General features: G+C 55.4%; 12 protein-coding genes and 1 pseudogene. 8 read left to right on the top strand and 5 right to left on the bottom strand.

Features of this window, described 5'->3' with window-relative positions; genetic code table 11:
- Positions 1-317: 317 nt before the first annotated feature.
- The 4 genes from AC6LJY_RS11110 (at position 318) to AC6LJY_RS11095 (ending at position 4,558) form a co-directional block, all read left to right on the top strand.
- The gene (locus AC6LJY_RS11110; RefSeq protein ID WP_314355408.1) at positions 318-1,334 is read left to right on the top strand and encodes a transporter substrate-binding domain-containing protein; all 1,017 of its coding nucleotides are present in this window, start codon (positions 318-320) and stop codon (positions 1,332-1,334) included.
- A 130-nt stretch (positions 1,335-1,464) separates the two neighbouring features.
- Positions 1,465-2,655 (top strand): amino acid ABC transporter permease, encoded by a 1,191-nt coding sequence (locus tag AC6LJY_RS11105; RefSeq protein ID WP_046803356.1) that lies wholly within the window; start codon positions 1,465-1,467, stop codon positions 2,653-2,655.
- 1 nt (position 2,656) lies between these two features.
- Positions 2,657-3,757 (top strand): amino acid ABC transporter permease, encoded by a 1,101-nt coding sequence (locus AC6LJY_RS11100; RefSeq protein WP_498135943.1) that lies wholly within the window; start codon positions 2,657-2,659, stop codon positions 3,755-3,757.
- Positions 3,758-3,817: 60 nt separating this feature from the next.
- Positions 3,818-4,558, top strand: a complete 741-nt coding sequence (locus AC6LJY_RS11095) for an amino acid ABC transporter ATP-binding protein (protein WP_046803291.1) — start codon at positions 3,818-3,820, stop codon at positions 4,556-4,558.
- 292 nt (positions 4,559-4,850) lie between these two features.
- Here the strand turns inward: AC6LJY_RS11095 and AC6LJY_RS11090 are convergent, their stop codons facing one another.
- Entirely contained in the window at positions 4,851-5,501 is a 651-nt protein-coding gene (locus AC6LJY_RS11090; RefSeq protein WP_498135942.1) for an imm11 family protein, read from the bottom strand.
- 484 nt (positions 5,502-5,985) lie between these two features.
- On the opposite strand from AC6LJY_RS11090, the gene AC6LJY_RS11085 reads away from it, so the two are divergent.
- Positions 5,986-6,732, top strand: coding sequence for a lysozyme inhibitor LprI family protein (locus AC6LJY_RS11085; protein WP_498135941.1), 747 nt, complete (start codon positions 5,986-5,988; stop codon positions 6,730-6,732).
- A 357-nt stretch (positions 6,733-7,089) separates the two neighbouring features.
- Here AC6LJY_RS11085 and AC6LJY_RS11080 read toward each other — a convergent pair whose 3' ends face one another.
- From AC6LJY_RS11080 to AC6LJY_RS11070, 3 genes are read right to left on the bottom strand one after another with little or no spacing between them, the layout of a single operon-like run.
- Complete coding sequence (locus tag AC6LJY_RS11080) at positions 7,090-8,277, bottom strand: phosphorylase family protein (protein ID WP_498135940.1); 1,188 nt, start codon at positions 8,275-8,277, stop codon at positions 7,090-7,092.
- Entirely contained in the window at positions 8,274-8,744 is a 471-nt protein-coding gene (locus tag AC6LJY_RS11075; protein WP_498135939.1) for a hypothetical protein, read from the bottom strand. Before AC6LJY_RS11075 ends, AC6LJY_RS11080 begins: the two co-directional genes overlap by 4 nt.
- Positions 8,728-11,589, bottom strand: coding sequence for a hypothetical protein (locus tag AC6LJY_RS11070; RefSeq protein ID WP_498135938.1), 2,862 nt, complete (start codon positions 11,587-11,589; stop codon positions 8,728-8,730). Before AC6LJY_RS11070 ends, AC6LJY_RS11075 begins: the two co-directional genes overlap by 17 nt.
- A gap of 216 nt (positions 11,590-11,805) precedes the next feature.
- Here AC6LJY_RS11070 and AC6LJY_RS11065 point away from each other — a divergent pair, with 216 nt between their 5' ends.
- The 3 genes and pseudogenes from AC6LJY_RS11065 to AC6LJY_RS11055 all read left to right on the top strand — a co-directional run bounded on the left by AC6LJY_RS11065 (position 11,806) and on the right by AC6LJY_RS11055 (position 13,584).
- The gene (locus tag AC6LJY_RS11065; protein ID WP_498135937.1) at positions 11,806-12,369 is read left to right on the top strand and encodes a GNAT family N-acetyltransferase; all 564 of its coding nucleotides are present in this window, start codon (positions 11,806-11,808) and stop codon (positions 12,367-12,369) included.
- A gap of 125 nt (positions 12,370-12,494) precedes the next feature.
- Complete coding sequence (locus AC6LJY_RS11060) at positions 12,495-13,079, top strand: nucleotidyltransferase family protein (RefSeq protein ID WP_485859152.1); 585 nt, start codon at positions 12,495-12,497, stop codon at positions 13,077-13,079.
- Between the two features lie 89 nt (positions 13,080-13,168).
- Positions 13,169-13,584, top strand: a pseudogene (locus tag AC6LJY_RS11055) (VOC family protein).
- A gap of 97 nt (positions 13,585-13,681) precedes the next feature.
- Here the strand turns inward: AC6LJY_RS11055 and AC6LJY_RS11050 are convergent.
- Complete coding sequence (locus AC6LJY_RS11050) at positions 13,682-14,092, bottom strand: hypothetical protein (RefSeq protein ID WP_498135936.1); 411 nt, start codon at positions 14,090-14,092, stop codon at positions 13,682-13,684.
- Positions 14,093-14,098 lie beyond the last annotated feature (6 nt).

Here is a 14,098-nt window from a genome sequence, read left to right as displayed (position 1 = left end):
TCGGATGAAGCCGCAATAGTAACTCGGGGACAGGATCGGGGCGTAAGCCGATTCGTGCCCGGGCTGTGAAAAAGCGTTTCGGTGTGACCGGATGGACACGTTTTGAGCAGAACGAAACAAACGCATCTCCGGACCCTGTGCAATCGAAAAAAGGCGTCCCCGTTTTCGAACGAAAACGCCGATTGATTTCGCCAGTGTCCCTAAATTTCAAGGGAATTCCCGGATGTGCCGGCCGCTGCGTGGACGCTACCATCCGCCCCATGCGTCGGCCCAACCCGGTCGATGCAAGGCTCGATTTGTCCCACACGGAGATCACGATGAAAGTACTGAAACTCGCTGCAATTGGCGCTGCACTGTTTGCCGCATCCTCGGCTGCCAATGCGGGCGCGACCTTCGATAACGTTAAAAAGAAAGGGTTTGTCCAATGCGGGGTTTCAACGGGCATTCCGGGTTTCTCGATTGCTGACAGCAAGGGCGAATACAAGGGCATCGACGTGGACATGTGCCGCGCCATCGCCTCGACCATGTTCGGCGACGCCACCAAGGTCAAGTTCACGCCCCTGAACACGCAGCAACGCTTCACCGCGCTGCAATCGGGCGAAGTCGACGTGCTGACCCGCAACACCACCGTGACGCTGACCCGCGACACGACGCTGGGCCTGATCGGCGTGGGCGTGAACTACTACGACTCGCAAGGCGTCATGGTCTCCAAGGACCTGAACGTCAAGAGCGCCAAGGAACTGAACGGCGCCACCATCTGCGTGCAGCCGGGCACGACCACCGAACTGAACCTGGCTGACTGGTTCCGCGGCCAGAAAATCGAATTCAAGCCGGTCGTGATCGACAAGTACGACGAAATCATCCGCGCCTTCTCGGCCGGCCGCTGCGACGCCTTCACGACCGACAAGTCGCAACTGGCTTCGACGCGCACCACGCTCGAGAACCCGGACAAGTACGTCATCCTGCCGGAAGACTTCTCCAAGGAGCCGCTGGGCCCCATGGTCCGCCAGGGCGACGAGCAATGGTTCAACATCGTGCGCTGGTCGCTGAACGCCATGCTGGAAGCCGAGGAATACGGCATCACCAAGGCCAACGTCGACGAAATGACCAAGAGCCCCAACCCCAACATCCAGCGCATCCTTGGCGTGACCCCGGGCATGGGCAAGAACCTGGGCGTGGACGACAAGTGGGCCTACAACATCATCAAGAACGTGGGCAACTACGGTGAAAGCTTCGAAAACACGCTGGGCAAGAACAGCGCGATGAAGCTGGAGCGTGGTTTGAACGCGTCGTACAAGCAAGGCGGTTTGATGTACGGCTGGCCGGTGCGCTAACACACGGCTGCCCGGCAAAACGGAGCCTTAGCGCTCCGTTTTGCCTAGCCCGCCACCGAGCGGGCGGCAGGAGTGGGGGGCGTGGCCTTGCCGGCGTTGCCACCCGGTGTACGACTTCTGTAGATTCATCATGACGACTTCCAATAGAAACGCCCCAATTTCGGCTCCTCGCCGGCGGCTGAACTGGAATGATCCCGGAGTGCGCTCCGTGGTCTACCAGGTGCTTGCGCTGGCCGCGGTAGCCTGGGCCGTGTGGTTCCTGGTTTCCAACACGCTGCATAACCTGTCCGTGCGCAACATCGCCACGGGCTTCGGTTTTCTAAGCCGTGAAGCCGGGTTTGCGATCGGTGAAACCGCCATCGCCTACACCCCCGCCAATGATTACGGCCGCGCCATCCTGGTCGGCCTGCTCAACACGCTACGCGTTGCCGTCATCGGCATCGTGCTGGCCACCATCCTCGGTACCCTGATCGGTATCGGCCGCTTGTCCAAGAACTGGCTCGTCGCCAAGATCACCTCGGTTTACGTCGAAGTGATGCGCAACGTGCCGCTCTTGCTGCAACTGTTCTTCTGGTACGCGCTGATCACGGAAAACATGCCGGGTCCGCGCCAAGCGCACAACCCGCTTCCCGGCGTGTTCATCTCCAACCGGGGCCTGAAAGTGCCCGGCCTGGAAGGCAACTCGCTGGACTGGATGCTGGCGGGCCTGGGCCTTGCCATCGTCGCGATCATCTTTCTTGGCCACTACGGCAAGAAGCGCCACGAAGCCACCGGCCACATGTTCCCGCTGGGCCGCTGGGCCATCGGTCTGCTCATCGGCCTGCCGTTCATCGGCTGGCTGGTCAGCGGCGCGTCGTTGACGCTGGACATGCCGGCGTTGAAGGGCTTTAACTTCTCGGGTGGCTTGACGCTGTCGCCGGAATTCGCCGCGTTGCTGGCGGGCCTGGTGATCTACACGTCGGCGTTCATTGCCGAAGTGGTGCGCTCGGGCATCCAGGCCGTCAACAACGGCCAATGGGAAGCCGCCGGTTCGCTGGGTTTGCCACGCGCCAAGGTGCTGCGCCTGGTCATCCTGCCGCAGGCGCTGCGCGTGATCATCCCGCCGATGACCAGCCAGTACCTGAACCTGACCAAGAACAGCTCGCTGGCGGTCGCCATCGGCTACCCCGACATCGTGTCGGTCGTGAACACCACGCTGAACCAGACGGGCCAGGCCATCGAGGGCATCCTCATCATCATGGGCGCGTACCTGACGGTCAGCCTGTCGATCTCGATATTCATGAACTGGTACAACAAGCGCATCGCGCTGGTGGAGCGTTGAGATGAGCAGCACTACGCATACCCCCCCCGAAGCCATGCCGCCGCCCAGCACCCACGTGGGCGCGTGGCCCTGGCTTAGATCCCGTCTGTTCTCGTCGCCGCTGAACATCCTGATCACGGTACTCCTGGCGTGGTTCCTGTTGATGTCGGTGCCGGCGCTGCTGGAATGGGCGTTCTTCAAGGCCGACTTCAACGCGGCCAACGCCCAGGAATGCCGCGCTTCCGGTGGCGCCTGCTGGGCGTTCATCATCGAGAAGCACCGGCTGATCCTGTTCGGCACGTATCCGTTCGACGAGCAATGGCGTCCGCTGATCGCCACCATCATCCTGGTGGCGGTCATTGTTTGCAGCGGCATCCGTCGTTTCTGGAACTGGAAGCTGGCGGTCATCTGGGTCGTCGGCCTGACCGCCGTGGCGCTGTTGATGTGGGGCGGCGTGTTCGGCCTGACCTACGTCGAGAACGCCCGCTGGGGCGGCCTGCCGCTGACGCTGATCCTATCCACGTTCGGCATCGCCTTTGCGTTCCCCATCGGTGTGCTGCTGGCCCTGGGCCGGCGCTCGAAGATGCCCGCCATCAAGGCGCTGTGCGTCGTGTACATCGAGCTGATTCGTGGCGTGCCGCTGATCAGCCTGCTGTTCATGTCGTCGGTGATGCTGCCCTTGTTCCTGCCGGAAGGCTTTTCGATCGACAAGCTACTGCGCGCGCAGATCGCCATCATCATGTTCGCCGCGGCCTACATCGCGGAAACGGTGCGTGGCGGCTTGCAGGCGATCCCGAAAGGGCAGTACGAAGGCGCCGATTCGCTGGGCCTGAACTACTGGCAGCAGATGCGCAAGATCATCTTGCCGCAAGCGCTGAAGATCGTGATTCCGCCGCTGGTCAGCATTTTCATTGCGCTGTTCAAAGACACGTCGCTGGTCGTCATCATCGGTATCTTCGATTTGACGCTGGCAGCCAAGGCGGCTTTGTCAGATGCGGCATGGCGCGGATTCGGCGTAGAGGCCTACCTGTTCATCTCGGCGATCTACTTCGTGTTCTGCTTTTCCATGTCCAAGTACAGTCAGGCGCTTGAAAAACGTCTTGCGACTGATCACAAACGCTAGCCACTGGCGCGCGCCCGCCTGCCGGTGGGTGCGCACAGCGATATTTACGGGAGTACAGGCATGTCGGATGCCATTATTCGTATGCAGGACGTGAACAAGTGGTACGGGCAGTTCCACGTGTTGCGCAATATCAATCTGGACGTGGCGCAAGGCGAGCGCATCGTGGTGTGCGGTCCTTCGGGGTCGGGCAAGTCCACGATGATCCGCTGCATCAACCGTCTGGAAGAGCACCAGAAAGGCCACATCATTGTGGACGGCACGGAGCTGACGAATGACCTGAAGCACATCGAGACGATCCGCAAGGACGTCGGCATGGTGTTCCAGCACTTCAACTTGTTCCCGCACCTCACCGTGCTGGAAAACCTGACGCTGGGCCCCATGTGGGTGCTGAAGAAGCCGCGCGCGGAAGCCGAAGCCACGGCCATGAAGTACCTGGAACGCGTACGCATTCCGGAACAGGCCAAGAAATTCCCCGGCCAGCTGTCAGGCGGCCAGCAACAGCGCGTGGCCATCGCCCGGTCGCTGTGCATGAACCCCAAGATCATGCTGTTCGATGAGCCCACTTCGGCGCTTGACCCCGAAATGGTCAAGGAAGTGCTGGACGTAATGGTGTCGCTGGCCCAGGAAAGCGGCATGACGATGATCTGCGTAACCCACGAAATGGGCTTCGCCCGCAAGGTCGCCAACCGCGTCATTTTCATGGACCGTGGCGAGATCATCGAACAGAACAACCCGGATGAATTTTTCGATAATCCGCAGAACGAACGCACCAAACTGTTCTTGAGCCAGATCTTGCATTGATCGGCTGAAGATTAGAAAAGTCGCTTGCGGTAAGCGCCCCAAGAGTCGGATTTTGGTCCGACTGTTGGGGTGTTTTTTATTGGGGGGGTATGCGGGGGCTGATGAAGCGCGGGTTAGGTCGGTGGGACTTCGATGCGTTCGAGGGCTTAGTGTGTAGCGCTGCGGCATTTCGATATGCGGGCGGTTTCGGCGAAAAGCGAGCATGCGCGTCACCGCACCGACATCCGCGCGTGGCCGCTTAGGGCCGATTGTGGCCGCGCAGCGGCCATAACCCTCCGCTCCCGTGTCAGCTCTAAATATCGGCTACATCGCGCAGCCGTACGCCGGAGAAGTTGGCCGCACTCAATGCATCAAACATCGCGCGGTCGCAGATAGGCGGTGCTCCCATGCGATCCTGGCGGAAGATATGGGCGTCTCCCACAACATCCTGTTTGAACACCAAGCTGGCTCCGCCAACGAGGCTATAGAGCTTCTCGTCCTGGCCTGTCTGAGAATTGCGGTCGAGCTTGATCCTCACGCGAGAAGCGGCTTCATCCAGGGCGTCGAGTGTGCGCAGCACATTGCCAAGGTAGTACTGAGGACCGGGGCTGCCGTCAGCAAGGCTGAAGTCGCATGCCACAAAGGCAAACGCCTCGGCGTCCAATTGCTCAAACAGTTGCTTCAACGGCTCCGACACAATCCATATGCCAGCGAGCTCTTCCAGATCGCGTGGCATTCCGCCTTTCTCCGGTACATGAACCAGGTGCGGACGCTCCGGATACTGATCTGGCATTCCATTGGGACGCGAGACGACATTCATCCCCGGATCGATCAGCGTCTGTTCGTTGGCAATTTCTATGCCGGGAACCCTGCCGTTTCCCAAGAAGCTGGCGTCAATCAGGAAAAATCTTCCCTTATGCGATGCGGCTTCGCCTGACACTTCAATGGCGGTGGGTTCGGTCACGGTGGGTTCCATCATGGATGTGGGCGCAGAACGGGAATGCAGGTGCGCCGATGCTAACGGGGCTTTAACGCAGCCACAAGTTCCGTCGAAATGCTGCCTGTGAGACTTGATTCACTTGGCCGCTTCCGGCCAGAAGCGGAAGAGCATCGGACCAAGCTCTTGTATTGGAGGCTGTACCAGACCATGCCAACTTCAGCGAACGAAATCTCAAGTTGAATGAGCTTCATAAGCGACGTTAATGAAGGATCATCGGAGATGATTGTGATGGAGCCGCCGCTTTAGTTGCTAAAGGCACAGGCGTCAGCTTAGATCTGGTAAAAACTGAGCCGGGTATTGGAATAAGAATGCCTCTGATGGTCGTGCGGCAAGATCACAAGCCCAGAGATGTGCATAAGCCCGGTTCAGCTGATTTGACGTGTCACCAGAGAGATGTGTTGTGCTGTACGCAAGACATCATCGACATACAACTTGAGAAGATAGGATCATGACCCAGCCGCATTCAACACGCCCGCCCGCTTACGCACCGAAGACACGGTATACACCTGCGATGAAGCTTCTCTTTACGTTGGGCCTTGCAACGCTATGGACTAGCGCCCAAGCCGCTAGTTTTGATTGCAACAAGGCCGCGGGCATGACGGAAAGGTTGATCTGTAGCGATGTCGAGACATCCGCGCTGGATGGAAAATTGCAAGGCGCCTATGAAACAGCACTAGCCGCAACCGATGCCTATGGCAAGAAAGAGTTGCGCAAAGAACAGCGCAACTGGATTAAATACGCTCGTGACATTTGTCAAGACAGCGCCTGCCTGCAGCAAACATACACAGCCCGCATCGCCATGCTGGCGCGTAATGAGGAACATATTGCCAATGGCGAGGTGTACTCAGACTGCAAGCTGCCGGGCAACCAAACCGTTAGTGGCGAATGCGTGAATGTTGTGCCGATTCGTGATCCCAACTCCCGTGTTGAATCGTTCAACCAATCGTTGGCGCATCAGAAGCAAAACGGCCGGATCATCGGTTGTAGCCGGCTGATTGATCTACCGGTTGGCGCCGCCGGGAGTAATCACAGTTTTGGCGGCTCCTGCATATTGCAGGAAGGTACGCAGCGCAAGAACGTGCGGATCTGCAACGACGATATGTTCGGGCATTTCCAAGTCGAGCCGTCCACGCCACAGGATGCCTCAGACAAGCGCCTGGTCAACTTTATTTACGCGCAATGCTATGGCGGTTGACGGTAAGCGCCCGGGCTTATCCGTGATTTTGTGTGCGAGGCATATCGAAATCGGAGTCTGACACCGTTGTTAATGGCGGCGGGTTCGCTCACGGTGGTTTCCGCCATGGATGTGGGCGCAGAACGGGAATGCAGGTGAGCCGATGCTAACGGGGCTTTAACGCGGCCACAAGTTCCGTCGAAATGCTGCCTGTGATACTTGATTCACTTGGCCGCTTCCGGCCAGAAGCGGTCGTTTGCGTTGAGCGTCCACGGGTCTATTTCAAGTGCCACTTCCCGGGAAGGATCAATTTAAACCGCTCCGTGCGCCAAAACTTGAGCGTCCTGAGTTTGTTGCCAAGGCAGTACGCGGCGATCTCTATTGCTTCCAAACGTCAGCTGTTCCTGAGCGGATTGCAGCCACAGTAAATTTCGCGGATATCAAACAGCCAATGCGGTGAAATTTATCTCCCTTGTTTATCCCTCCGTCGTCGACTACCGCTTTTGCGGCAAAGAAGGCGGTCCGCCTGAGGGCATGCCTAGCTGCCTCGTATACCGAGTACACCTCCATATCGAAGCCGGAGAGTTTTCTCTGGCCCACGACCAAAGATGCCGTTTTACCGTCTTCGGCAATTACCGCGCTTCCACTGCTTGTGGTCGCGTCTGGCTTCAGCTTGAAACCGACGCGTTCCTTCCCTTTCGGCACCTCCGACTTGCCTGCATTCAGATCAGCAAGAATGAAATCGCTCACGGCTGGATTCGCCGAAACTTCTAGTAGTTTATTATGTACGTCGACGTCCAATTGGACATCGTAATGTTCAGACTTGAAACCTTCCGCACCCCACTTTCCGGCATCATGTTGATGACAAATTTGCGTCACCAAGAGGTCGTATATTTCTGCCTCGCCTTTCACGCCACCGCAAATTCCGCTCATGCAGATAAGACGCGGCTCGAATCGATCTAGTGCAAATGCGGATGCGACGGCGGCCGCCACAAGTCCCATTCTCTTTGCTCTAACGATGACCGCCTTGTATTCACCAATCTGGACCTCGCGGCAAATTAGGCCAGAAATTGTTTTTAATGGACCCCAGGTATCCGTCAGCCCTTCAAATGCGTTGGCCTCTTTCTCCAGGGCGCACATTATAACGACATCAAATTTCTTACACTGCTCGACGGCCAAGAGTTTTATTTTTAGTGCCTCCCGCCACGCGCCAAATTCGTTAAACGGTATGACATTTATATCCACCAGATTCAGATTATGGACAAAGTCGCCATCATCAAGATTATGCCTGGTCAAAACAATCGCGGGCGTTTTGAAGGATTTGCTTTGATAGTCTCGTGTGGTCTCGACCAGCGATGCATGGTGGTCTTCTAGCAATTGATCTCTGGCTGAGCGAGGCACTACCAGATCCAGGAGAATCAAATCGAATTTCGCATTCGCAACGGCGCGCGAGTAGTCCAGCCAATTGGCCTCTCGCTGGATGATCGCATCGGGAATAATCTCTGTGACGTACGAACAAATCTGTTGGTATTTCTCGTCTTCGTCTTCCAAGATAAGTAATTTCACAAGCGCTCCAAAATTGAAATGATATCTGCCTTCCACCGATTGTCATTCTCCATATAGCGAACGCAACCGGCCACCTCGATGCCGAACTTATCGAAGATTTCTCTTCCGGCCAAACTTACCGGAATCGGAAGGCTCTCAATCTCGATATCGGGGTATTGGGTCAAAATTATGCATGGGGTGTTATTGCCGGAGTGGGCCACTTCAAACAGCACATCGAGGCCGCCCGACGACAAAGGAAGGGGGGAGCCAGCCCCGGCTTCCGGCTCGTGGCTATGAATCGACATATCGATAATTACTAAGTCGAAAATGTGATCAGCTAACAAGCCGGTAGCTGACGCTAGAGCTTGGCAGGTGATCGTGTCAATTGCACCTTTGAAGATGTCGTTTAAATGAGCTCGTATTCCCTCCATTTTGAACTGGTCATCTTCCACAATCAGGCATTTAAGCCGCTCAATGTTCAAGAGCATAAATAAGCCTCACGAGCACTTCATTGCCTACCACCGCATATTGGTCCAATGTAAAATCCTGCCTGCTGCTTTCTAGCAGCAACAGTTTGGAAATTCCACTTTTCTTGTCGTACATATTCGCATCCTGGAAATCTGCTCCTTTCCTTGTTTCGATATATTCTGAAACTTTAGCAGGGTCATCTGTACACTTTATCGAAGAGCGAATGTCAATGACCAGGTGCTTTCCTTTGTCGTGCAGAATTTCGAAATTGCGTCTCAGTGGACATTTTCGATCTGCATACTTAGCTGCATTACCCACAACGATAGCGAGCGAGTCGTATATAAGGTGGTAAATATTGCCTACCAGTTCGATTTCTTCCTTACTGCTGTCTGCAGCCTGAGGATCGAAATCCGGTATCGTGTCTCTTACCTCGGCTACGGTAGCGGCGAAGAGGAGCGAGACGGAGGCCTTGGGCGCTACAATCGACGGCCGTTTAAACCAGCCGAACATGGTTGAGAACTTTCTGTCGATTGCCAGTTCTAGCTCGCGCCGAAATGCGTCGGACAGCCTAACGTTAACGAGTGCGCCAGTCGGCACGAGCTCGCCGCCAAGATATTCCTGATTTTTCAATGCCGTCTGCTGTGCTCTTAGATACCGCACTACTGCGATCAAATCGACTTCAGCAAGGCGCCAGCAATAGTCAATTACCGTCTGATCGATTCCTGCGGCCGACGCCGTCTCAATGTAATTATTACTTATGGCTTTAACCGCGGCAGATAAGACCTCCACTTTCGGGGGAGTGTACACTTCCGGCGTAAGCAAACCTAACGGCTTTGCTTTTGAATGCACATGCAATCGCTCCGCGATAATTAACTCGACAGCCTTGTTGTATACGTCTTTCCAATGGGCCCATTTCGTTGCGAATTGTGGATTACTCAGCAACGGCGCAAACCTTTCATTTTTTTCTATCGAATTTACTACACTAGAATACAAGTGTCCGTGAAAAGTACCATGACGTATCCGTCGGCCGATATATGACGCAATACCGAAAACCGGATTTGAACAGAACGCGTTGTAACTCTGAGCAACAATCCACGAAATGGCTGCCTCGTCACATGTGACCGTGAGCCCTTTCTTTCCAGATCCGGTAGAAGTCAGAGCGCGGCTTATTTCGATCATCATCTCATCTTCGAGCCACGATGAAAATCGAGAGGGGTCTACGTAAATTCTGTGGTCGTCAATCTCGTTTCTAACCCTATTTATCTGGTGATCGATTCGAACGGCCCGAGCTCGCTGAAGATAGTGGTCATCCTGCTTGAATTTCGCCATTGATTCATGCAAGGAGGCGCGAATTTCTGAAATGTCCGCACGATGCGGGGCAAGCCTAGGCAGCTTGGATAAGAAGTCTTCCGTCGAGATGTCGTAAATGTATTCAGCAACGTACGGATGCGATTTTTGGTAATCCTCGACAAGCGCGACTAGAGATCCGCCATAATAATTAAACGCAATACTCTCTAAAATTTTTCGTAGCAGAAAGCTGTCTAGCTCATTCTTGCTCCGCTTGGCCAGTAGAAGTAATAGGATCAGCTTTACCAGTTCATCTTTTGCTAGTTTAGCGGCCGTACGAACCGCTTTGATCGGAACGGTACGTGCCAAGTCGCGGGTAAGACCCATCAGAGTAAGCAGTTCGTCTTTATCAAAGCCGATCTGCCCTTCCGACTCTGTTAGCCAGTAATTGAACAACGCGGATCGCGTAACTGTCCCTGAAAGCTCTAACTTGGTCAGCGCAGTGAAGCCGTGCACGGTGAACGGAACGTCGCCCAACATATCTCGAAGAGTGGGCTCTCCAACCCAGCCCCGAAATGCTTGGCCGAGCATCGGGTGAAATGTATCCGCCTCTTCTCGAGACGCGTCATAATAATTGTCCGTCAATATTCTATAACCACGCACCGCTTCGTACTCCAGCCATGCACTGGATTGTTTGAAAAAGCGGTACTCGCTTTCACTGTCCTTATTGTCGTAGGTCGCTAACAACGGTTCAAAAAGTGTCGGTGCCCCGAGCGAGTTAGCGATCGCTTTAATACCCGGGAAATCATCTAATCTATAAAGGTGTGAGTTGAATTTTGCTAGAATTACGGCGTCTAGCAGCGAACAACGCTCAACTTCCATGAGGTAGCTAGATAGCTCCTCCTTAGATGTTGCAAATGGCTGGACAGTAATCTTGGACAATGCTCGTGAATAACGATTGATCACACCGCGATCGGGAATATTTAAAATTGATCGCTTTATTGTAAGAATGTTCTGATCGCGAGCGTATACATTAATAAGCGATGAAACCACCACTTCTTTGATACCGGCGACTACAACCAATTCCTCAATTCGGTCGTCGATCGCGTCGTCTACGAGATTTTCGCGTATTAGAATAATGCGTCGTAGGAGAGCATGGCTCCAGCCATCTTGGTCCAACGTTTCATCGATGCGATCGCGACACGCGCAGACATCACCTTTTGCATACAGATCGTCGATCGCATGCAGTGACGAAGCGAGTCGGGAGAGACGTTCCTTATGAGTGCATACGCTAGCCTCAATGCCGTCTAGCATCTCGGTTAGCCCTACATCGCGATACAACTGAAACGTATCGGAAAATGGCGGTGCTTTGGGGAATGGATTGGACGTGCGCACCGCTTTCGTTAGTGCGCGACTGTTTAGAATTGAATCCAAAGCTTCCGCTTGTTCACTTCCAAGCTTTCCACGTAGTTGCGCCAATTGATCAATCGCGTTGGTCTCACCGTCGCTGAAAATTGCCCGAAGCTTATTTCTGGTCTTTAGGTCAAATCGCTTAAGTTCTTGATATCGACGCATCATTTATCCGATAGGTTTCCACGCCACGCACACTACTGTATCCGAATTTTACAAACGTGGTGAGCGACGTCGATACTTGATGCGGAGGGTGGCGGCTTTGGGTCGGAAGCAGCCGTACCGCTCCGACCGCTTCTACCCGACAGCGTGGTGGATGCCGGAATTTCATTAGAATCGCCGTGTACACAATAGACGCGGGACGGCTCAACAAGGGAGTGATGGATGCGCATCATGGTGGCCCCTGACTCTGGACACCCGGCGGTGGTGCTGCGACAGCTGGAACGTGCTGACGCAGACGATTGGTACTCTTATCTTGCCTTGCCACAAGTGTTCCAGCACACAAGCTGGAATCTGGGCTCGGCTAAAGACCTGTCTCGCGTGTTTGACTTGTTCGATTCTGCGTCCGAGGACTCGGAACGCCGCCTGGCAATCATCGACAAACTACAGGATCGGCTCATCGGGACAATTGGATTTCACACCGTGTCAAACGCCAACAAAACGGCCGAGATTGCTTACGACATCGCCCCGTCACATTGGGGATTGGGTATCGCGAGTGCTGTATGCGACGCCGTAACCCGTTGGGCCTTCTCTTCATACGGTTTTGTCCGTGTTCAGGCGACGGTCTTGCACACAAACTCGCAATCGGAGAACGTGCTCAAGCGATGCGGCTTTCGACGCGAAGGACTATTGCGCTCTTACCGAATGGTACGAGGAACGCCCGGGGACTTCGTGCTGTATTCAAAGCTCTCCACTGATGAGGACCGAGAACCGAGAACTGAGAACTAAGCGACCGTATCATGGGCGGGAGCGTAGTTTCCCAAAAGACGACGTACGGCCAGAAGAGGTCGGCCGACGATTCTGGATATGCTGTTTCCATATACAAGCAACCCGAAATTCTGGTTCCTGGCGAAATGATGACGAACGTTCGAGCGGGCTATGAGCAGCAACTATGCGACCTCGTCGAATCCTCTGAGCAACTGATGGCTGCGCTGCGGGCGGTTCGCTGCCTTGGTTTGCCCTCCTGGTGCATTGGTGCAGGGGCCATCAGATCTTTGGTTTGGGATAGTTTGCATGGCTTTCAGGAGCCCTCGAACTTAGATGACGTGGACGTTGCATACTTTGATGCCGAAGCGCCTCTAGCTCTGGATGCCGAACTTCAAGAGCGGCTGCAGTTGCTTCTTCCCTCGTTAACTTGGGAAGTGACAAACCAGGCAACAGTGCATGAGTGGTTCGCAGAAGCGCTCGGTCAAGTGGTTTCACCCCTGAATTCTTTGGACGATGGGCTGGCCACTTGGCCAGAGTTTGCCACCTGCGTTGGCATTTACCTGGACGATGATGAATCATTGAAGGTCATAGCGCCGTACGGACTGAATGACCTGTTTGAACTGCGAGTTCGGCACAACCCTCGGCGGGCGAGCGTCTCAACGTTTATGCATCGCGTAAATTCCAAGCGATTCGGACACCGTTGGCCTCGGCTTTCAATCTGTACACCCTGACCGCACGTAGGACCGCCCCGCGTGGAAAGGCGTCCCTCATCACCCAGAAACCGCCGCGATAAACTCGCTATTCGAACGGAGGCACGAACATGAAGCCACGAGTTACCGTTATCACCCTGGGCGTTGAAGATCTTGACGTGTCGTTGAGCTTCTACCGGGATGGGTTAGGCCTTTCCAGCGACGGCATTGTAGGCAGGGAATTCGAGCACGGCGCCGTTGCGTTTTTGGATTTGCAGTCCGGCGTGCGCTTGGCGCTTTGGCCGCAGAGCAGCATTTCTCATGACACAGGATTGACGACAGTGCCGTTCAATCCGACCCAGATGACGCTGGGTCACAATGTCTCATCAAAAGTCGAAGTGGACACTGTCATCGCCCAGGCCGGTGCGGCAGGGGCAACGATCGTCAAGCCACCGCATGAAACGTTCTGGGGGGGTACTCGGGGTACTTTCAGGACCCCGACGGACATCTCTGGGAAATTGTCTGGAATCCGCAATGGTTGGAGTGAAAGCCGATCTAGCGCGACCCCTGAACTGCCGGCCAAAGTAGCCGCCTCCCAGGACGGCAATGGGTCGGAAGACGTCGGCGGAAAGCGACGGCCTGGGTCAGGATTCGCAGACCCAGGCTATGGGCACGTCGTCTGCGGCAAACTGCACGGACGGCCAATAGCCATCCATGAACCAGGTCGCGTCGCGCGCCGCCAGGTGCGGCACGTAACCGCCGTCGGTCGAGACGACCAAGTCCGATGGGACGAAGTGTTCGAGGAACGCCGCCGGGGGATCGTCGGGCTCGCCGCTGTCGCGCCCCGCGCGCCAGAGGAAATGCAGCGCCGCGTTGCGGTGCGCGGCCAAAACTTGGGCGGTCGAGCGGGCTCGCGCCGGCAACGGCGCCGCCGCCTGCGGATCGGCCGCAAGCAACACCATGCGCAGCCGGCCACCGTCTGCGGTTGCACAGTCCAACCAAGTTTCGTGAGCAGGAATATCGTCGTGGGTATACGCCTTTAGATCGGGCGGCATAGGGGG

It is taken from the genome of Achromobacter sp. RT286_PF, assembly GCF_059760425.1.
The sequence above is the reverse complement of the archived record's forward strand: the minus strand, read 5'-3'. Positions and strand labels throughout refer to the sequence as shown.

Excerpts from the sequence above, each read along its gene's own strand:
- AC6LJY_RS11110 (WP_314355408.1), top strand. The coding sequence starts at position 318 with ATGAAAGTACTGAAACTCGCTGCAATTGGCGCTGCACTGTTTGCCGCA.
- AC6LJY_RS11105 (WP_046803356.1), top strand. The coding sequence starts at position 1,465 with ATGACGACTTCCAATAGAAACGCCCCAATTTCGGCTCCTCGCCGGCGG.
- AC6LJY_RS11100 (WP_498135943.1), top strand. The coding sequence starts at position 2,657 with ATGAGCAGCACTACGCATACCCCCCCCGAAGCCATGCCGCCGCCCAGC.
- AC6LJY_RS11095 (WP_046803291.1), top strand. The coding sequence starts at position 3,818 with ATGTCGGATGCCATTATTCGTATGCAGGACGTGAACAAGTGGTACGGG.
- AC6LJY_RS11085 (WP_498135941.1), top strand. The coding sequence starts at position 5,986 with ATGACCCAGCCGCATTCAACACGCCCGCCCGCTTACGCACCGAAGACA.
- AC6LJY_RS11075 (WP_498135939.1), bottom strand. The coding sequence starts at position 8,744 with ATGCTCTTGAACATTGAGCGGCTTAAATGCCTGATTGTGGAAGATGAC.
- AC6LJY_RS11070 (WP_498135938.1), bottom strand. The coding sequence starts at position 11,589 with ATGATGCGTCGATATCAAGAACTTAAGCGATTTGACCTAAAGACCAGA.
- AC6LJY_RS11065 (WP_498135937.1), top strand. The coding sequence starts at position 11,806 with ATGCGCATCATGGTGGCCCCTGACTCTGGACACCCGGCGGTGGTGCTG.
- AC6LJY_RS11060 (WP_485859152.1), top strand. The coding sequence starts at position 12,495 with ATGATGACGAACGTTCGAGCGGGCTATGAGCAGCAACTATGCGACCTC.
- AC6LJY_RS11050 (WP_498135936.1), bottom strand. The coding sequence starts at position 14,092 with ATGCCGCCCGATCTAAAGGCGTATACCCACGACGATATTCCTGCTCAC.